This is a genomic window from Leptolyngbya sp. GB1-A1 (assembly GCF_039962475.1).
Lineage (GTDB): Bacteria > Cyanobacteriota > Cyanobacteriia > Elainellales > Elainellaceae > Leptolyngbya_A.
In genome coordinates this window covers 132,955-153,617 of record NZ_JAMPLI010000008.1, presented here as the reverse complement: position 1 = coordinate 153,617, position 20,663 = coordinate 132,955, and the positions used below count along the sequence as shown (strand labels likewise).

The window sequence follows — 20,663 nt, the reverse complement described above, 5'->3', positions numbered from 1 at the left end:
TCTAATTGGGGATGATTACTGCTAAAAATTATTTTGAAGGTGCTGTGAAATTGTCACCATGCTTTAAGCAACCCGAATATGGAGAAGATGATGCAGGAGTGGATGTAAATAGGCGGATAGTGCCATTTAGGGAAGGAAAGAGAAAATATAGACAATCTGATATTGCAAGATTTTTGACAAAGCCTGATTATTCTCTAGCCTCTCCAAAATAGAACCACTGATAATCAATCCTTCCCTGATTCACACATAGGTCTTAAGGTAGGTTTTAGACCTGTAGGATTGAGCGTGAATAGCCCTACCTCAAACCCAGCTTGTCTAGAAACGGCAGTCTTTTCCCAAATTCTTGTTTGGTGCAAATACACCATCCTAATCAGAGGCAAGTAATTAAAAATGATGAGTACTTTACCCTGCAATCCAAATTAGACATCTCAACAATGATCTATTTCATTATTGCCTGGAGTTTGTTGGCAATTGTATGCTTTATCACTGGAACCTATCTACTTAACTTACTGAAAGCTAGTTGCTTTGTTCGAATTGGCGATCGACTGATCATTGCCATCTGGAGTGGACTAATGGTGATATCCATCTTGCTTTTGGCAATATCCTTTGTCTTTCCGCTGTCTCTTCTAACTGGAGGGGTAGTTGCTGCGATTTTAATCACCCTTTCACTGCTTTCATCTTCAACCAGAGCTGAACTGATTCGTCTGAAGTCAGCCTTCTCAATTGACTGGCTGAGCGCATTTGTGAACCTGAGCTTGTTGTCAGCTACATTATTCAACCGGTCAATGAAATGGTTTGATACAGGAGGCTATCACATTGGCGCGATTAAATGGCTTCACGAGGCTGGAACGGTTCCTGGTGTTGCCTTAATCAACTACGCATTTGGCTTTACTTCGTCCTGGTTTGCATTCACGGCTCCATTGACTCCAGGCTTTTTAGGACATCATATTGGTGGAGTCACAAATGGCTTCATTTTTTTTCTAGCGACATTCCATATCTTGATAGCTTTAACTCACGTTAAGCAAAAGCATTCTACGTTGTCTGACTGGTTTGCGATTGTGATTTTTCTAGTTATTATTGTTACCTATGTTACAACAATTTTTACCAATTCACCCATTCTCATTTCCTTCTCTCCTGATGTTCCCGTGACTTTAGCTACTGGAATAATTGCTTGGACAATTTTAGTGATCAAGGAGAGAGCGGCAGATGAAAAGACTTTATCACCTCATTCTGTTTCACCCGCTTTCGATGTTAAAACTCTGCCTTTAGTTTTGGGTGTTGGCGCATTATCACTGAAGCTGAGTGCGTTACCCGTTCTGGCAATCGTCATTCTATTTTACTGTTTTGAGAGCCGATTCGCACCGAAAAAGCTGTTCATTGGAGCAATACTTGTCATTCTGTTGGCGTTGCCTATGATCAGCTACGGTTTCATAACTTCTGGATGTCCGATGTTTCCTTCTACAATTGCCTGCATCAACTTTTCCTGGAGATTTCCGCAGGAGGAAGCAATCAATCAGCTAGAAGCTACAAGAGTCCTACAATCCAGAGATTCGAAAACGCCTGAAACTAAAGCCAGCCCTGCAGGCCCATTGGAAACCACAAAAGGCCCGCAACCTAGAGAACCGAAAACTCCTGCAACTGAAGCTAGTTCTGCAACTGAAAATTTATCTTCTTTCCTTGAGAAACGTTTTGCTTGGATCAGAATTCAGAGCAAAATGCAAATCATGCTTTTGCTTTATGCCATTTCGATCGCTCTCTCAATCCAGCAATTACTATTTTTTCGAAACCGTAAGTCTCAAGTAGGAGTTGCATGGGTAAATGGATTAGGTATCTTAGGCATGACATTCATCATCTGTTATGCGCCGCTCATTCGATTTGGCTTTATTTATTTCATTCTTGTTTGCGGACTATTTCTAGCCCAGTTTATAAATCACCAGTATAACAATCTTGCAAACCACGCTGTCCTGCAACAGTTATTTTCAGTCCGTTTGAATAAAGCCTCAAGTCGAGTATTGGCCCTTGTCCTAACGAGTTGTTTTTTAATCATTCTTGCTGAGGACCAGCGGCGTCTTTTCTCTCTCCTACCGCCAGAATTACCTAGGCCTGAGCTAATTGAAGCCCAGGTAAATGATGTGAAATACACTTATCCAACAGACTGGTCCTACAAATGTTGGGCAACACCATTGCCTTGTTCAGGTATTGTTTTAGACAATATTCGCTTACGAAAACCTGCTCAAGGAATTCATGCAGGATTTATTCGTGTTCCTTAAGCGGTTGTGTCGCTATGTCTACTGCTTCTCTGTTTAAGTGGTTAAGTGGCGGCACTTTCTACCTGAAATCATCTTGCTCAATGGGTGGTGGTACTGTGAAGTAAGCCCTTGAATTTGAACAGAGAATGGAAGACTTTGAGGAAGTGTTTCTGGTTGTGTCGCAAGAATTTTTAATGACGAACAATCGGTATCGCTCACATCGCTTTAAGCAGCAATTCCAAAGATCGCTTCAATAAATTTTGCTTGAGAGACAATGCTCCCTTGTTCAACTCCTTTCACTTGTCCTTTTCTGATCAGGTTCATCGCCTCAATCCCACTCAACGTTATTCTGGCACTATTGAATGACTTAAACCCCATCATGGGTTTGGTAATCCGCTTGATGTTTCTGTGGTCTTGCTCAACCCCGTTATTCAAGTATTTCACTTGCCATAACTCAGTTTCTGCTGCTAGTGCTTCATGGGTGCGTGTCACGTTCTTGGTAGGAAAATCATAGCTGCTGATTGAGGTAAGCGCATCGCTGCGCCAACACTTTTGGCACATGGGCGGGCTTCCATCTCGCCCCTGAAATCTGCAAGCGACGGTCAATCTCTGGAGTTTAGACTAAACGAAGGATGGAACAGCTAAAAAAGAGCAGCCAAAATAAAGAAACTGGCTGCTCCTGCCATTCTGAGAAAAGCACTACCAATCCTCAGAGGCCGATATGAATGCTGACAAATTGCTTGCGTTTCGTCAAACTGCCTATGAGTGCTTAGGACGCGCTCATGATGCGATGTTTGAGTTGGGTGACGCAGTCTTGAGTAGTCCCAGGGTGAACAGCTTTGCTGAACTCAGTTGTAGTCCTCTGTTCCGACGGCAATGGTCGAGTCTGTACGAAGCCCTGCAAGATAGCCGACCGCAGCGTCGCAAGTTAATGCAGCTGTACATTGAGCAGATGAGTCAGATGGAGCGACCGGTAATTGCAGGTGACCACACGATCTGGGCACGCCCCTATGCCGTCACCTTGCAGGAACGCACCTACGAACATCAAGCCACAATGTTAGGCAACCGCCCGGTTGGGGTCGGACAGGGATGGAGTACGCTGACGTGGATTCCCGAAGCGGGCAGTAGTTGGGCGTTACCCTTACGACTCGAGCGCATCACCAGCTTTGAAAGTTCCATTAGCAAAGCCGCCTGGCAATTGCGCCAGGTGTGTCAGGCACTAAATGTCCGGGCGATCTCGTTGTGGGACAGTGAGTATGGCTGTGCCCGGTTTGTGCTGGCAACGGCAGATATTGCTTGTGATAAGTTGATACACTTGCGCTCGAATCGTTGTTTGTGGACAGCACCGCCTGCTTATGGGGGCAGGGGCAGACCGAGCGTGCATGGCGACAAGTTCAAACTCAATCACCCCACCACTTCATCACCCCGACCAGCAGAGCGAGGTGGATGACCCAAAACAGGGACGGTTGCGCTTACAGTGCTGGCACAAGATGCACTTTCGCACCACCGCTAATCATTCAATGCAACTAATCTTAGTGGAACGACTTGCTCAATCGATGGCTGCCCTTTTTACCCAGCTTGGCACACCGACCCAAGTTCCCAAACCGCGAGGAAAATCACCAGGCTGGATACCAGGACAATCTCGTACTCCTCGTGTTCGCGCGCCCATTGTCAAAAAACGCTACTCCAAACGCAAAAAGCAAGCTCAAACCTCTGCCTGAACGTTTAGCATCCAGTTCCTCTAACCTTGCTCAAGTCTGCATTACAGGCTGGGCTTATTTCCGCTTGGTCTAAACTCCAGTCATAACAATCGCGCAGGTAAAGGCGAACGTCGTCACTAATCAAATCACTGCCATCGCGAATTAGAGCATTGAGTGCCTCTCATTGGAGCCAGATTGCCCGTCGTAGGATCAGCAGTTCTCGCTTCACTTGATGAATTTTTTTCAGGGTCTGTTGAGTTGGGTTCTCTACCACCTCTCCTACGAGATCCTCGATCAATTCGCCGTAGGCTTCCAAAACAGGGAAGAATCGGTAATGTTCTAGACCTATGGACGTGAGAGAGAATAGAGCTACGTCCACCTCCAAACGTCCCGATGGTTTTAGAATCCGTACTGTACAGGAACGCTGGTGATGGCACGCGATCGCTCAGGACAGTGGGACAATCCTGTCCGCCTAGTGTCTACGTCCAGCATCAAAAAGCCTTTCTAACCTACGCTTTTGGTGGTGCTGAACACTGGAATGGTCGCCCTCTGAGGGACGCACATTAAGAATTAGTGGCTGAGATGGGCTTAACTGACAGTCACTTCGATGCGATCGCGGAGGATCTAGTCGCGACTCTAGTTGAGATGGAAGTTCCCCAAGCCTTAATTGAAGAAGTAGTGCAAATTGTTGGCTCCACTGCTTCTCGAAATGCTGTCTTATCCCTCTTTTGTTACTTCAATGAGAGCAAATTAAGCTGGAAGAAGCTGCGTTCTACCTGAAAATTGCATGGAGTTAGGACAATCTGTTGCAACCGTTGGGTTCATTGATGACTACTGCTTGCTATACCGTTCAGTTTTTGCAGATATCCGGTTGTATGAATGCTTCAAGTATTTACATGTCGGTATTCTCAGCCCGCTGCCGCGCAAGACATTACCAGAGATTGCCAAACTCACCGGATTCAAAGATGGGCAAAGTTTACATCACTTTCTGCGCGATGGGGTGTGGTGTGTTGAGCAAGTCAGAGCCATTCGGCTGCATCTGATTCGACAACAAATCGGGACTCGACCGATTAGCTTATGTATTGATGAAACTGGGGATGCCAAGAAGGGCAACACAACCGACTATGTTGCCAAACAATACATCGGTAATCTGGGCAAAACTGCTAATGGAATAGTCAGTGTGAATGCCTATGCTGTTGTTGATGGTATTACCTATCCCTTGCTGTTCAAGATTTATCAACCTAAATCACGATTGAAAACCAGTGATGAGTACAAGTCAAAACCGCAATTAGCTGTGGAAATCATTCGTGAAATTCAAGCCATGGGATTTGTCATTGAACGGGTGTTAGCTGATAGCTTATATGGTGAAAGTGGCGATGTCACGGGCGTTCTACATCAATTGAAGTTGCCTTATATTGTCGCAATTCGCTCTAATCATGGCGTGCTCATGCCCAAAGGACAACGAGTGCGCTACAACCGCTGGTGTGCCTACGACCAACCCTTAGCTGGACACCCCACTCAACGTCGCTATATCCGCGAAATCATCTTCGGGACTCGTCGCTCAGTCCGGTTCTACCAGATTACCAAAGGCAGCACCGACAACCCAGACCAATCCGACAGCTGGTTCATCATGACCAACTTGGTAGGAGACATTATTTTGAGTGTAGGCAGTCAATACACGTTGAGAACCTGGATTGAGTATGGCTTCAAGCAAGTAAAAAATGAACTGGGCTGGCACGATTATCGCCTGACCGATTATGCCAGTATTGAACGCTGGTGGGAGTTGGTTTTCAGTGCCTATCTACTGGTGAGTCTACATGCCGATGAATTTAAGCAACGCCAAGCTTCTCACAACGATGATGAGACACAACCAGAACCCCACCCTTTGCCCTTTAGCAAGCATTGCGATTGGGAGTTGGGAACAACTTGGAAGAGTGCTTTGAATAATTTGCGTTTACTGCTGCAACCCTATTGGTGTTGGGCATGGTTAGAACAATGGTTACATGTCTTTCCAGTGCCTGGACTCAAACGAGCCTTGCATCAGTTAATGGATTGGATGGATACCTTCCAGATTCTTCCAATCCCAGACCTGAAAGCAGCTTGATGCAACTTGAATCTCTTCTCTTTTATAGTAGTAACAAAAGAGGGATTAAATCGCTAAGACCTGCTTGTAACCACAGCTGAACTATAAAAAAATAGTTTTGGCGATAGTTCCTCCAGGTTTAGCAAGACACCTTTACAGGAACATCAAACATTGGACGTAGTTGCTAGGCGAATTTATTTTTAGTTAGTTTGACGACTAAAACAACCGCTAGAAATAGAGCGCAGCACAATACTGCGACTAGCGTTTCGTGGATTCTTGGTGAGACCACTACGATAAACCCCTGCCCTTTAATCAAAGCAGAAAAGCTTGAGACGCAGAATGGCATCAGATATAACCTGAATGTTTGCCAGGGATCACTTCTGCTAGTCTTGCCAGAAGAAACACTGAATAAGAGACCTGTCCCAATGACCGCACTGATACCAATTGAATTAATCCATATCTTCAGCGAAGGATCAAAATAGAAATAAAGGATTACAAGATACCAAATGAAATAGCACCAGAGAATCGCTTTATCTAATTTGATTTCATCAAGATATTGAATCAACCCTTTCATACATTACTGAACTACAGCAACGACATTCTTTAATTTCGCCACGACTGAGCAAATGGCTCTTTGTGTGTTAGCTGCAAAACTGAGAAAGAATTGATAACAGACCAACAAAAACGGTGCTACCTTTAAGCTTCTTCAAAGTAGAACTATCTCACTAATCGCCATAAGCTTTCTGTATAGAATGCAGCTTTAGGTGAACACCCTACCCATCTCCGTCAAGCTCAACCTCGCATACCTCACAGAGACGAGCGGGATCGTCAACATCAACTACCTCCTTGAATCAAGATAGAGCATGAGTAGACATCGGAGGGGATAAGGCAAAGCCAGGCTTGTTTGCCTTACCATCGATCGCTTTTGCGACACAGCCGCCTGTCTTCATCGTGATCGATCGCAGTAAACACTACTCATCAATCTGCCACAGCTCCTTGTTGTATCCTTCATCCAGCACCTTCTTCGGACGCAAAACTAAAATCACGCGACCCAGCAACGTTTTCTCTGGAGCTTCCTCAAACCAATCAATCTGAATCTGTCCCTCCTGCTCGATTGCAAAGTAGCTGTTGTCCTGCCATTCGCGTTCCGCCCGATCGATCACAATCATCACTTCTTCGATCGTTTCTAAGTCATTATTGGGAAGCCGATCGCTGTCTGCCAAAAACGCAACCGGATCTTCCGCCGCAAAAATCACCTGCCAACCCGGTAAGCTAACCCATACTCCTGTGCCCGAAAACTGAACAAGCTGAAACGTTCCCTGCGGCTCGACCAGCGGCACTGCCTGAAGATCGGCGATCGCCAGCGGTAATTTCCCTACCACAGGCAAAATTCGTGGCTGCTCAGTCGCAGACTCTAACCGATAAAAAGGCAATCGCGGAGCAGGACGACTGCGCGTAACCGAAAAATCAGTTAACAACTTTTCAACCTGCTTTCGGGCAGTCTCACTCTCTGCAAACCGCAACGCCTGGGCAATAAGGCGCGATCGTGCCTGAAGGTCAGTCTGCTGCCGCGCCAGCTTCCAGTAGTAGTAGGCAATTCCATCGCCAGCCGCAGCGGTAAACCCCGTAGGCGGATTAGAGAGCCGCGAATACTCCTTCATTGCTTTCGCCACATCCCGCGCCGCTTCTGAATCGATTCCTTTTTCAACCGCCAGGGTCGCCGCCGCCGCCCGATCTGCCTGAGTTAAGATTCGAAATTCATATAGCGTATCGCTCCCAGTCCGCTCGAACCGCGCCAGCACATCTGGACTCACCGTTCCAGAGGCGATCGACTGATAAACCTGAGCTGCCACAATCACCTGATTTTGCTGAACTGGCTCAAATCCCGTTTCCTCAAAAATTTGCTGCGGCGAATAGCCTGCCTTCTGCAACTGCTGACAGGCTTGCCCCCAGACAACCCAATTTTCTTCTTTGCGTCGGAGTTGCTTCAGCAGAACGGCTGCCGCTTCGCTATCTAATGAATTCGACTGCTCCGAAGAGTCGGGCGGTAAAACAGACATAAAACCAAACCTGGCAAACTTCACTTTAAATTTTAGAAGTTGGTGGGGCGATCGCTCTCCCTCATGCAACAATCTGTCGAAATTGCAGGGGCGATGCAAGGCTGTTTCTCCCAAGGCGATACGAAGCAGTTCCTGCTTTGGAGCGATCGAGCCCAGCAAGGATGGACTTTATTCTGCCCACCGGCTTACCTGCACTGGCGACGATTTGGCAGCAATACTTGCGTCGCTTTGCGATCGATCACGGGTATCGTTTTGCTAAACAGCACTTACATTGGGCTTTGCTGCAACAAAAAGCCTGCTTAATCTCTGACTGCTTTGGTCTTGCCGCCTCACTCCATTCTTGCAAGAAGTTAGGTCATTTCCGCCTACCGTTAGTCTAAACTTCAGCAAGTGAGTTTTGGGGCGTTAGATCTGCAACGTTTCAAACTGCTTCTAGGAAAGATAGGCTTGAAGCTGCTGCGCTAGAACCTGCACATGGGGCAGTTTAAGCATCGATAAATGATTGCCCGGAACAGAATGCACTTGAACTCGATCGCATAATTGACTCCAGCCCAGCGTGGGGTCAGAACTGCCGTAGTCCGAGGGATTCGTCGCTTTGAAGAGGGTTACAGAGCCAGGATAGAACTGCGGCATATAGCGATAAGCTGCCTGACTGTTCGCATAGAAAATTCGCATCAGCGGCACGATCGCCGATTCATCTTGGAGTCGGAGCCGCGCATCGGGCATCAGGCGCGTAATTGCAGACCATTGCCAGCGCGAATACCAGGATTTCCAGCGTTGCGATTGGGGCAAAGCATTCGGCAGGGTATTCAGGACAGGAAATCGATTAGTGACGATCGCGCCATAGTCTAACAAGAACGGCAGCGTAGACCAGAGCGCAGTTTTCAGCAAAAACTTGAGGCTCTGCACCAGAGAGGGCTGCTGATGGGCAAGGGGAGCGGGCGTATCCAGAATTGCTAACAGCGCAACGGTTTCACCTGCCTGGGTAAGCTGCTGCGCCATCTCGAAGGCAACCAGCCCACCAAAAGACCATCCGCCCAGAAAATAGGGTCCGTGAGGCTGAACGGCTCGCATCGCTGTAATGTAATAGGCTGCCATCGCCTCGATTCGGTTAAACGGCAAATGTTTTCCGTCTAATCCAAGCGGCTGAAGCCCATAAAAACTGCGATTCACTGCTGAACTAGTTTCTAAAAGCTGCGCCAGTTCTAGATAGGGAAACACCACGCCAAATATCGGATGCACACAGAAAAAGGGCGATCGCGTAACGCTCCCAGGACGATATCGATTTCCCTCAACGGTTAGGGGAACTAGCGGCGATCGGGCTTTTGCAAAGTTACTATTGATAATTTGATCAGTTAGTCGATCGTCATTCGATCGCGGAACGATTTCTAAATTAGATTTAACAGCCTCAGATTTAACAGCCTCAGATGCAACTGATTGATCGAGCCGTGAATATTGATAGTTCGATGACAAGGATACCAGCGTTGATGACTGAACCAATCTCTCTGTCTTTTTTCGGGCTGTGTCTGCTCGGGCTGTGTCTGTTCGGGCTATGTCTGTTCGGGCTATGTCTGTTTGAAAATCGCTTTCTGACCGCTTCGATCGTTGCCATCGATAAACCGATCGTTCCAGACGCCCAATCGGCGGAGACTGTATGAGGGTGCTATCGCGAAGTCTGTCAATCGCTGGAGCAAGTTGGGCGATCGTGGGAGTTTCAAAGACCCGGCGGAGCGGGAGTTCTACCTCAAACCGATCGCGAATCCGCGAAGTCATCTGGGTTGCCAGCAGCGAATGCCCACCCAGTTCAAAAAAGCTGTCGTAAATGTTGATTTGCTGAAGCCGCAGCAGCTCTTTCCAGATGTCGATCAGGGCGAGTTCGGTAGGAGTTTGACTTGCGTCATTGGCAAGAAGATTTGGGCTTGGAGTCGATTCAAGCGATTGCCAGTCGAATTCATTCTGTTCGAGCAGGGCAGCACGATCGATCTTGCCGTTGGGGGTGAGGGGAAGGGTTTCGAGCGGCACAAAGGCAGTGGGAATCATGTAATCAGGTAGGGCTTGTCCTAGAAAAGCGCGAAGTTCAGGAATAAGCTGCCGGGCAACCTGAGACTGAAGCGGATTATTGGTATAGCGATGCCAGGATGAATTTTGAGACAAATCCTGAGATGAACTATTCTGCCGAATTGTGCGTGAATGAATTGGTGAATTGAGCGGCGAATGAGTCGCAAAATCAACTTCCGAGGCAATGCCATTTCTAATTTCATTCTTGATGTCATTTCTAATTTCATTCCGAATCAAAACAACATCATAGGTTCCGGCTTGGGAATCGCTCGACCAGCTTATTTCAACCTGATAAGGCAAAACCTTTTCTAGATCCCACCAATCTTGTGGATCAATCGCAGTTTTAACAGAATTCTGTAGCTTTTCCCGAAATTTTCCTACTGTTTTAGGTAATGCTTTACTTGATAGCCATTCAGTTGTCTGTACAGCATCATCAACACGATCGTTGGCAATATTCCTTACCCCAAACAGATCAGGCTGATGCTCAAGCAAGTATCTTTGCGTATCGCTGACGGTTATCCTTTGAGTTTTCCAGTCTATCCATTGCATTTGCTGCAAAGGTGATCCGAAGCAGTTCTTCTTTTGGAAAAATTGGAATTCGTTCTCAGATAAATCATGCTGACCGATGTGCAGCAACACGTTATAGCGAAACTGTGTCATTTCGTTATGGCTGCGACCACGCGCAAGACGAATCTGTACCCGATGAATCCTGGGAAACGCATCGCGCAGGGCATGAAAAAAGGCAGGATCGATCGCCAGCTCTGATTCTTCAAACTGCGATCGTTCAACCTGTTGGCGAAGCTGAGTTCGTTCTGTAGTTTCATCTGCCTGAGACAAACCGACCCAGGCATGAAAAGCCTTCAGCAGCGGCAGGCTTCGCACATCGCCCAGAAACACTGTGCCGCCCGGACGCACTGCCTCGATCGCCCCTGCAATGACCTGCATTAAGTAATCCACATCAGGAAAATATTGCACCACCGAATTGAGAATCACGACATCAAACGCAGACGATGCAACGCCCTCAAAATCCGCTGCCGATCGATGCAATAATTTCACCTGAGACAATCCTCGATCATTCACCTGCCGCTGCACCGTCTCCAGCAAAACCGTCGAGAAATCGATGCCCCAGTAAGCCTCGCAGTGCGGCGCAATTTGAAAGAGCAGTAGCCCTGTGCCGCAACCAATTTCTAGCACTTGTTTAGGATGAAGAGCGAGAATTTGCTGCACGCGATCGTCTACCCATTCGCGCATCTGGGCTGCCGGAATTGGCTCTCCGGTGTAGCTGCTGTTCCAGCCTGTGATGTTGAATGCCGGATCAGCCGGACGATCAGGCGATCGATAGGTCTGGTTGTAGAGCGTCTGCCAGTGCTGGATTTGCTGGGCTTGAAGTAAGCCTGGTGTCGATTGTGTGCTGCCAGAATTGGAGTCGCCAGCGTTAGAAATCAAGGGACGAGTCAGACTGAAATAGGCAAGCAGTCGCTTGGCGTGGGAGGCTTCGCCCGTTGCTAAAACGATCGCCTCCTGAACTGCCGGATGACGTTGCAGCGCAGTTTCAATCTCGCCCGGTTCGACCCGAAATCCGCGAATTTTAATTTGATCGTCCGATCGTCCACAAAATTCTAAATTGCCATCTGCCCGATAGCGCACCCGATCACCCGTGCGATAAAGTCTCGCCCCCGAACTCGACAGACTGGCATCAAACGGATTGGCATCAAACGGACTGGAAATAAACCGGTTCGCCAGTTCAGGACGATTCAAATAGCCTCGTGCAACGCCTGCCCCGCCGATGTAGAGTTCGCCCACCACGCCGATCGGCACAGGCTGAAGCGCACCATCCAGCACGTACACCTGCATATTCGCCACCGGACGACCAATCAGCGGTGCATCACCGGGACACAGTTCGGCAACCGTTGCCCAAATCGTAGTTTCTGTGGGTCCGTAGGCATTGAAGAAGCGGCGATTGGCTGCCCACCGATCGATCACCGGACGGGGACAGGCTTCGCCTCCGGTAATCAGCGTTTGCAGCGCAGGCAGATCTGCAGACGGCAGCACCGCCAACACCGCCGGAGTGAGCAGCGCGTGGGTAATTGCATGATCCTGCAAAAACCTGACCAGAGCGGCTCCGGGCAACTGAGCAGACTGCGGCGGAATGTAGAGCGTCCCCCCTGAACCGATCGCCAGCGCAATCTCAAACACTGACGCATCAAAGCTAAGCGAACTAAACTGAAGCACCCGAATTTTGCTGGATGAATCAGCAGGTAAATCAAAAGCTTGACGCTGTGCTGCCACCACATTGCACAGTCCACGATGGGTAATCAGCACTCCTTTCGGCGTTCCAGTCGAACCGGAAGTATAAATCACGTACGCCAGCGAATCCCGGGTAAAAAAGGGAGAATTGCCCCCTAAATCTTCCAACGTTGGAGAACTTTGAGCGTCAGAATCATCAAGCTCGGTTCCTTCCAGATCGGTTCCTTCCACAATTGAGGGGTTAAAGGGACGGCTGAGATTTGAATTCAGCACTGAAACTTTAACTTTTTCATTCACCGCAAGCGGCTGATCGAGACAGATGATTTGCGCCTGCGATCGCGGCAAGGTTTCCCGTAGCCAGGATTGCGTCAGCAGAACGTTCATTTGTGTATCGATCAAGATAAACTCAATGCGATCGGTGGGATAGCTGGGGTCGATCGGCACATAGGCTGCCCCTGTTTTGAGAATGCCAAGAATGCCGATGATCAAGTCAGCCGATCGATCGACACACAATCCGACTAAATCATTAGGCTGTGCTCCAATTTGTTTGAGCGTATTCGCTAAGCGATCGGCTCGATCATTCAATTCAGCGTAACTGAGGGATTCCGATTCGGTGACTAAAGCAATTCTTTCAGGAAACTGATTGGCCTGTCTTTCAAATAAATGATGAAAACCGAAATGATAAAAACTGCGATCGTTTAGAAATTCGGTTGCCGTTTGATTCCACTTCACCACAAGCTGCTGATGTTCGGCAGGGGTGAGCAATGGCAGGTCTGACAGCCGTGCGTCGGGATTGGCAACAATACCATGCAACAGGGTTTGAAAATGTTCGACAAATCGGTGAATTGTGGCGCGATCGAAGAGGTCGGTGCTGTAGGAAATAAAGCCGCTTAAGCCTGCCTCAGACTGCCACAGGCTGCTTAACCCGTGCGACGGCTGCCACAGATGCACCTCCAGATCAAAGCGAGTTGTCTGCGGCTCCAGCGGCACAGGTTCCAGGCGAACTCCGGGTAATTCCAACGGCTGCATCGGCGCATTTTGCAGCGCAAAGGCAACCTGAAACAGGGGATTTCCGCTCAAATCTCGCTCTGGGTCAAGCTCCTCGACCAGCTTTTCAAACGGCAAGTCCTGATGCTGATACGCCTCTAACGCCACATTTCGCACCCGCCCCAGCAATTCTCGAAACGTGGGATTGCCCGACAAGTCCGATCGCATCACCAGACTGTTCACAAAAAAGCCAATTAACTCCTCGAATTCGCTGCGGTGGCGATTGGCAATCGGTGAGCCGATCGCAATATCGGTTTGTCCGGTGTAGCAGTGCAATAACGTTTGAAACGCTGCCAGCAGGGTCATAAACAAAGACACTCCTTCCTGCTGACAGAGTGCCTCGATCGCCCCGGTCAAAGTCGGAGAAAAGCGAAGGGGAAAGGTTGCGCCCCGATAGGTCTGCATCGCAGGACGCGGACGGTCAATCGGTAAATCTAGCCGTGAAACGTCCTGGAGCTGCTTGCGCCAGTAAGCCAACTGATTCTCCAACACTTCGCCCTGAAGCCACTGCCGCTGCCAGCAGGCAAAGTCTGCATATTGAATGGGTAATGGAGCAAGGGCTGCCGATCGTCCTTGAATGCCGGCTTGATAAAGCTCAGCCAACTCCCGAATCAGCACACCCAGCGACCAGCCATCTGCCACGATATGATGCAGCGTTAACAGCAAAATCGCCTCCGACTCGTCAAATTGCAGGAGCGTCACCCGCATCGGTAAATCGGTACTTAGATTAAAGGGACGCTGGGCTTCGGCGGTGATGAATTGTTGCAGGATATGTTCTCTATCGCTTTGCGTTTTTTTCAGGAAAGCATCGCTGGGGGCAATTGTTTGCGTTGCAGTTTTCTGCAAGGACGATCGCAAATCAACAACAGGAATTGTAATTCTGGCTTCTGGTTCAACCACCTGCACAGGTTCACGATTTGCGGTGGTAAAAGTCGTTCGCAGAGCAGCATGACGACGGACTATCTCGTTAAACGATCGCTCCAGCACAAAGCAATTGAGCGATCCGGTTAGCCGAATCGCTGCAGGCACATTGTAAAAAGGATTATCGGGCGCAATTTGATATAGAAACCATAATCGCTGCTGAGCAAACGACAAGGGAAATACTGTTTCTGAAGAATTAAGTGGAATAGGCTGGGATAGGGTTTGCGGAACACGATTTTGAACAATATTTTGAGAATCAAGTTGAAAGCCTGGCTGAGAATCGGGTTGAGAATCTTGCTGTAGATTATGCTGTAGAAAATTGATAATCTCTGCTTTGCGATCGATTAACTGCTGCCTCAGTTCAGAAGTTAAAACTCCTGCTGGAGCGTTGCAGCGGAGACGCGGCGATAAAGTCAAACCCTCCGAGATAGGTGATTCCACAACCGCTAACTGAACATCTAGACGTTGCAGCTCTGCCAAAAATTCGGCGATCGAACGATGGCTCATAGCTCAATCTCCTCACGGGATGGCATTGCGGCTGATAATTGAGTCAACGACTGAAACTGAGACAAATCCACGTCCGGCATTGCCTCAATTTTTTGTGCTAGAGCTGCGATCGTCGGCGTTTCAAACACGGTTCTTAAAGGAATTTCCACCCGAAATCGATCGCGTAGCCGCGACACAAGCTGAGTTGCCAGCAGCGAATGACCGCCCAGTTCAAAAAAATTGTCGTGAATGCCTGCTTCCCGTCCCAAAAGCTGTCGCCATAGATCGACTAAAACCTGCTCTAGCGAAGTGGTGGGCGCAGTTGCCGTGACTGGATCGATCGATGTCAGGGAAGGCAGGGGCAGGGCGCGATGATTTACTTTGCCATTGGGCGTGAGGGGGAGCGCATCCAGAACCACAAACGCCGCAGGCAGCAGATAAGCAGGCAATTTTGCTTTGAGAAAAGAGCGCAGCTCCAGTTCTGTGACCGATAATCGCTTCACAGCTTTGGGAACGACATAGGCAATCAGTTGGCGATCGGCTTCGATTTCGCGCACGGTCAGGAGTGCCGCCTCAATTTCTGGATGCTGAAGCAAAGCTGTTTCAATTTCGCCCAACTCAATCCGAAAGCCGCGAATTTTAACCTGATAGTCAGTTCGCCCCAAAAACTCAAGATTTCCATCGGTGTCATAACGGGCACGATCGCCTGTTTTATATAATCGCTGCTGATTCACCGGATGATCAATAAAGCGTTCCTGAGTTAACTGCGGCTGGTTCAGATATCCCTGCGCTAATCCATCGCCGCCCAGATAAATCTCACCAATAATTCCAGGGGGGACGGGCATTAAGTTTGTATCCAGCACATACACCTGCGTATTCGCAATTGCCTTACCGATCGGAATCGTAACCGCATTCTCCAGCACATTCTCAACTTCATACCAGGTTGAAAAAGTTGTGTTCTCGGTAGGACCATACACATGAATTAAATGCTGCGGTTTACCCTGCTCTAGAATCGTTCTGACGTGATCGGGATTGGCTGCCTCGCCACCAAACAGAAGATAAGTGAGCGATCGAAACGCCGCGGGAATTTGGCTCACCGTTTGATTCAGCAAAGCCGTGGTGAGAAACATTGCATCAATCTGCTGCTCTTGCAGTGCTGCGGCAAAGTCTGCCGGAGACAGGGTAATATCTCGCTCAATTCCCACCAGACAAGCTCCGTTAAGCAACGCACCCCAGATTTCAAACGTTGCTGCATCAAATGCCAGATTTGCCGCCTGTGCTATTCGCATTTCTGGTTTAATCTGCACATAGTTTGTATCGCACACCAAGCGGACGATCGCCTGATGCGAAACCATTACGCCTTTGGGAGTTCCCGTCGAACCAGACGTGTACATCACATAAGCAAGCGGATTGTTAGGGCAGCGATTTGCTAAATTCTCCTCAGACTCTTGTGCGATCGTCTGCCATTCCTGCTCTAAAGCAATCACCTTAACGTCATTCTCAAATAAATTCTGCCACCGCAACTGCGTGATCACGATTGGAACTTCAGCATCCTCCAACATAAAACGCAACCGTTCCGGCGGATAGTCAGGATCGAGCGGTAGGTAGGCTGCCCCAGCTTTCAAAACTGCCAGTATCGCAGCGATCGTTTCTGCAGATTGTCCCAAGCAGACTCCCACGCGCATTCCCGCCTCAATTCCAAGCTTTTGCAAATAGCGGGCAAGCTGATTACTGCCTTGGTTCAGTTCCCGGTAGGTAAACTGCTGCTGTCCAAACTGAACGGCAATCGCATTCGATCGCTGCCTCACCTGGGTTTCAAACAGCTCATGCACCGTCCAATTTTCCGGGTAGTCGGTCTGGGTTTGGTTCCAGAGGCTCCACTGCTGCTGTTGCTCTGCCTGCGTCATCAAAGGCAACGTCGATAAGCGCGAGTCTGGATTGGTCACAACGCCTTCTAACAGCCATTGAAACTGCTGCCGCAACCGGACGATCGCCGCATCGTCAAACAAATCCCGGTGATAGATCACCACGCCTCGCAACCCCTCAGACTGCTGCCATCCCTTGCCCCACAGACTTCTAAAGTTGCCGTCACACTTCCAGACATACAGTTCCAGATCAAAGCGCGTTGTTTCCGTTTCAAACGCCACCGGGCTGAGCGTTAATCCCGGCAGTTCAAGTTGCGTCATCGGCGTATTTTGCAGCGCAAACACCACCTGAAACAGCGGATTTTGATTCAAACTGCGGACGGGCTGCAATTCCTCGACTAGCTTTTCAAACGGCACATCCTGATGGGCATACGCCGCCAATGTCACTTCCCGCACTCGATCGAGCAGCACCCGAAAGGGGGGATCGTCCGACAAATTCGATCGCAGCACCAGGCTATTCACCAAAAACCCGATCAGTCCCTCCAGCTCACTGCGATGACGATTCGCAATGGGTGAACCGATCGCAATATCCGTTTGTCCGGTGTAGCGGTGCAATAACGTTTGAAACGCCGCCAGCAGGGTCATAAACAGCGTTACGCCTGCCACCTGGCTCAGCTCCTCTAGTTGATCAAGCAAGCTCTGAGGCAGCTCCAGCAGTTGGCTGGCTCCCCGATTACTTTGCCTGCTGGGATGCCCCCCCAATCCGTTGAGTACAGGCAAATTGAGCCGGGGCACATCTTTAAGCTGCTGCCGCCAGTAGCGAAGCTGAGCATTCAACAACTCTCCCTGCAACCATTCCCGCTGCCAGCCAGCAAAATCTGCATATTGAATGGACAAGGCTGGCAACTCCAACGGGCGATCGTTCACTGCCGCTGCATAAAATTCACCCAGTTCTCGAATCAAAACCCCGCTCGACCATTCATCAAAAATAATGTGATGCAGCGCGATTAGCAGCAAATGATCGGTTTCTCCCAACCGCCATAGCCCCAGTCGAAACAGCGGACCCTGGGTTAGATCAAACGGCTGCTGCGCTCGCTCTCGAATCTGTATCAGCGCAATTTCTTCTCGGCTGCTTTCCAGTTCTTCAGCGAGAAAATCGCCTTCTGGCAAGCTCTGAAGCTCAACTAATGGCAGAGCAACCGAAGCCCAATCGCAAACCACCTGAACCAGTTGCCCATCGACCACATCAAAGGCAGTTCGCAGCACTTCATGACGATGAACGATCGCCTCCAGGCTAGATTCCAGTGCCGCTCGATCCAAAACGCCTGTCAGCTTTAAGATAATCGGGATTGTGTAGAACGAAGCTCCTGGCATTAGCTGATCGATAAACCAGAGTCGCTGCTGAGCGAACGAAGCCGGAAACACAAAAACCTCTTCCTCAGCCCAGTCAGAAGCCAGGTTGAAATTGCTTTGCTTACAATCAGCCACGCCATCCCCCATTTTACCCCACTCTGTTTTAAGGGAAAATCCGAGCGAAAAATTGTCCTCTAGGATAGATTGACAGTTCAATTAATGTATTTTTTTGCTGCGATCGAATGGATTTCTTGTAGGAGGATGTTTGAAAAGTTATCGCTGTGACCAAACCGCCTCCCTCGCCTCCGATTCTAAGCAAACCCGATGGGTCACTTGGCATGAGATCGCCATTCGAGGAAGCAGACCGCAAAGGCAAGACAGATGGGGTACAAGCCCCAAAGCCATCCAAGCGATGCTGCGATCGTCGCAAACGGGACACTTTAGACTGCCGCATTGAGTTCTCTCAAATCGTTACTTTCTCGGATTGAAACCGTCTGAGATTTCTACACCACTAAGCTTCTCAGATATCCTCTAACCGGTTTGTATAACCAATTTGTACGATACCACCCCGCCAATTGGCATGGCATTAAGCCAGTTCCTAAAAACTAAAGTATTGAAGGAAGAAAAAACTTAAAGGTTGTACCGATTCCAACACAACTTTCAACCGTAATCTTTCCTTCCATTGCGTTAATCAGCTGATTAACGATTGCTAATCCTAATCCAGTTCCAGGAATCTTGCCTACATTCCTTGCTCGGTGGAAGAACTCAAATAAATGGGGTTGGTCTTCTGGGGGAATGCCAATTCCTTCATCCTGAACATGGAAAAGCACCTGTGACTCCTGACAACTTACTCGAAACTGAATTCTGCTCCCTTCAGGCGAGTATTTCATTGCATTAGAGAGTAGATTAACGAGAATCTGTCGCAGCAGCTTTTCATCCAGATAAACGCAATGGTCTGTACAGTTGCTTGTAAAAGCGATCGTCTGTCGGCTCCCCGCGTGCAATTGCATTTGATTCACGAGGTCGTGACAAAACTTAGATAGGTCTAGAGCAACAGGCTTTGATTGAATCTTTCCAGCTTCAGCTTGACCAACAATCAGGATATCTTCAAGCAGTGATTTCATTTCCTTCGCTGCCCTTTGAATACATTTGAGTCGTTCTAGTCTTTCTGCCTCGCTCCAACGATGGCTGTAATGTTCCAACAGTTCAGCTGCAAGCATAATTGTACTGAGGGGGCTACCAAATTCATGAGAAGCCATCGAAATAAACTGAGATTTCAATGCTCTCAGCTCCTTTTCTTGGGCTAGAGCTTGCTGCATCTGTCGTTCGGTTTGCTTGCGCTTGGTGATATCCCGCACCATGCCCCGGTACCCTTGGAGCCTGCCTTCTTCATTCAAAATAGGACAACCACTCGTTTCGAGTTCAACAGCATGCCCGTTTTTGTGAAGCAGGACTTTTTCTAATCCGACAAAAGGAGTTTGCTGAGCGATGAAGGGACTCAGAAGGATAGAAAATTGCTTGGCTTCTTTTGCAGCCATAAAGTCGAACGTCGTTTTCCCCAAAACTTCTTCAGCTCGATATCCTAAAATGTCAAACACTTTGGGATTGGTGTAGGTAAAGCGACCGTCAAGGTCAATTTCCCAGACCCAATCATTTGTCTGTTCGACCAGGTTGCGAAACTTGGCTTCGCTCTGACGCAGTGCCAATTCAGCCGCCTTGCATTCCTCTGCCAGTAGCACCGATTTCATCAGGCTATGCCGCAGCTCTAGTTGAGTAACGACCTGTTGACCTAGAACCTGCAGAACTTCAATTTGCTGAGGCGTGAGTGTACGAGGAACTCGATCAATTACACAGAGCGTTCCCAATACTTCTCCGGTGGGAGTGAGCAAAGGCATCCCCGCATAAAAGCGGATCGTCAGGTTGGAAGTCACGCGTGGATGGGTTGCAAATCGTTCATCCTCCAGTGCGTCTGGTACTATCAACACTTCGCGCTGTAAGATGGTATGGCTAAAGAATGCAATATCGTAGGCAGTTTCTGTGGCTTCTAGCCCCACCTTTGACTTAAACCACTGGTGATGAGCATCAATAAGACTGATCAGGGCGATCGGTGCACCACACAAGTGCGCGGCTAGGCGGGTAAGGTCGTCAAAGGCAGCTTCAGGTTCAGTCTCTAAAATGCCATACTGCGAGAGGGCACAAAGCCTTACTGATTCATACTTAGGCGAAGGAGCTATCTGCATACAATTCCAATCTTCATACAATTCCAATCTTAAGCACGGCTAGCACAAGCTATTGATTTCATTAACATTGATTGTACTGTGACGTCCCAGTATTCCTGATTGAAATAAGAAAGATAACTTCCATGTTTCAAATTATTGAATTATCTATAATTATTCAACTGTTTTTGAGTTGCTGAACTGGAATCTTAATGACAAATTTAGTTCCTTGTCCAGGAGTAAAAGAACAGTACCGTGAACCCCCATCCTTTTCTACCGTAATTTGATAGCTGTCGCTGATTGACTTCCTAATCCTGTTCCTTTCCCAGCAGATATTGTGGTCAAGAACGGATCAAATACCCAAAGACTTGATTGAGT

At 48.5% G+C, this 20,663-nt stretch carries 9 protein-coding genes and 3 pseudogenes; 6 read left to right on the top strand and 6 right to left on the bottom strand.

Translation table 11 applies throughout. From position 1 onward, the window contains the following. Positions 1–11 precede the first annotated feature (11 nt). A complete protein-coding gene (locus NDI45_RS11190; RefSeq protein ID WP_348247361.1) occupies positions 12–212 on the top strand; it encodes a hypothetical protein in 201 nt (66 codons plus the stop codon). A gap of 360 nt (positions 213–572) precedes the next feature. Continuing rightward, positions 573–2,270, top strand: coding sequence for a hypothetical protein (locus NDI45_RS11185; RefSeq protein ID WP_348247360.1), 1,698 nt, complete (start codon positions 573–575; stop codon positions 2,268–2,270). A 204-nt stretch (positions 2,271–2,474) separates the two neighbouring features. On the opposite strand, the gene NDI45_RS11180 is transcribed toward NDI45_RS11185, so the two are convergent. Further along, positions 2,475–2,741 carry a DDE-type integrase/transposase/recombinase gene (locus NDI45_RS11180; protein WP_348247408.1) on the bottom strand — a complete coding sequence of 89 codons (267 nt, stop codon included), beginning with the start codon at positions 2,739–2,741 and terminating at the stop codon, positions 2,475–2,477. A 229-nt stretch (positions 2,742–2,970) separates the two neighbouring features. Between NDI45_RS11180 and NDI45_RS11175 the strand changes: the two are divergent. Continuing rightward, positions 2,971–3,970: pseudogene (locus tag NDI45_RS11175) on the top strand (hypothetical protein). A gap of 79 nt (positions 3,971–4,049) precedes the next feature. On the opposite strand, the pseudogene NDI45_RS11170 reads toward NDI45_RS11175, so the two are convergent. Then, positions 4,050–4,277: pseudogene (locus NDI45_RS11170) on the bottom strand (CorA family divalent cation transporter); the annotation flags it as partial. Positions 4,278–4,435: 158 nt separating this feature from the next. Here NDI45_RS11170 and NDI45_RS11165 point away from each other — a divergent pair. Together NDI45_RS11165 and NDI45_RS11160 are read left to right on the top strand one after the other, a co-directional pair. Further along, positions 4,436–4,729, top strand: a pseudogene (locus NDI45_RS11165) (group 1 truncated hemoglobin); the annotation flags it as partial. Positions 4,730–4,736: 7 nt separating this feature from the next. After that, on the top strand, positions 4,737–6,053 hold the full coding sequence (locus NDI45_RS11160; protein WP_348247359.1) for an IS701 family transposase: 1,317 nt from the start codon (positions 4,737–4,739) through the stop codon (positions 6,051–6,053). A gap of 950 nt (positions 6,054–7,003) precedes the next feature. Here the strand turns inward: NDI45_RS11160 and NDI45_RS11155 are convergent. Beyond that, the gene (locus NDI45_RS11155) at positions 7,004–8,092 is read right to left on the bottom strand and encodes a RuBisCO accumulation factor 1 (protein WP_348247358.1); all 1,089 of its coding nucleotides are present in this window, start codon (positions 8,090–8,092) and stop codon (positions 7,004–7,006) included. Positions 8,093–8,155: 63 nt separating this feature from the next. Between NDI45_RS11155 and NDI45_RS11150 the strand changes: the two genes are divergently transcribed. Further along, complete coding sequence (locus tag NDI45_RS11150) at positions 8,156–8,395, top strand: hypothetical protein (protein WP_348247410.1); 240 nt, start codon at positions 8,156–8,158, stop codon at positions 8,393–8,395. Between the two features lie 129 nt (positions 8,396–8,524). On the opposite strand, the gene NDI45_RS11145 is transcribed toward NDI45_RS11150, so the two are convergent. From NDI45_RS11145 to NDI45_RS11135, 3 genes are all read right to left on the bottom strand, one after another. Next, positions 8,525–14,872 (bottom strand): amino acid adenylation domain-containing protein, encoded by a 6,348-nt coding sequence (locus NDI45_RS11145; protein WP_348247357.1) that lies wholly within the window; start codon positions 14,870–14,872, stop codon positions 8,525–8,527. Then, positions 14,869–18,204, bottom strand: a complete 3,336-nt coding sequence (locus tag NDI45_RS11140) for an amino acid adenylation domain-containing protein (protein WP_348247356.1) — start codon at positions 18,202–18,204, stop codon at positions 14,869–14,871. Before NDI45_RS11140 ends, NDI45_RS11145 begins: the two co-directional genes overlap by 4 nt. A gap of 470 nt (positions 18,205–18,674) precedes the next feature. Beyond that, on the bottom strand, positions 18,675–20,309 hold the full coding sequence (locus tag NDI45_RS11135; RefSeq protein WP_348247355.1) for an ATP-binding protein: 1,635 nt from the start codon (positions 20,307–20,309) through the stop codon (positions 18,675–18,677). Positions 20,310–20,663 lie beyond the last annotated feature (354 nt).

What these genes read in the sequence shown, in the direction of transcription:
- NDI45_RS11155 (WP_348247358.1), bottom strand. Translation starts at nt 8,092, where the DNA reads ATGTCTGTTTTACCGCCCGACTCTTCGGAGCAGTCGAATTCATTAGAT.
- NDI45_RS11135 (WP_348247355.1), bottom strand. Translation starts at nt 20,309, where the DNA reads ATGCAGATAGCTCCTTCGCCTAAGTATGAATCAGTAAGGCTTTGTGCC.
- NDI45_RS11190 (WP_348247361.1), top strand. Translation starts at nt 12, where the DNA reads ATGATTACTGCTAAAAATTATTTTGAAGGTGCTGTGAAATTGTCACCA.
- NDI45_RS11150 (WP_348247410.1), top strand. Translation starts at nt 8,156, where the DNA reads ATGCAACAATCTGTCGAAATTGCAGGGGCGATGCAAGGCTGTTTCTCC.
- NDI45_RS11160 (WP_348247359.1), top strand. Translation starts at nt 4,737, where the DNA reads ATGGAGTTAGGACAATCTGTTGCAACCGTTGGGTTCATTGATGACTAC.
- NDI45_RS11185 (WP_348247360.1), top strand. Translation starts at nt 573, where the DNA reads ATGGTGATATCCATCTTGCTTTTGGCAATATCCTTTGTCTTTCCGCTG.
- NDI45_RS11145 (WP_348247357.1), bottom strand. Translation starts at nt 14,872, where the DNA reads ATGAGCCATCGTTCGATCGCCGAATTTTTGGCAGAGCTGCAACGTCTA.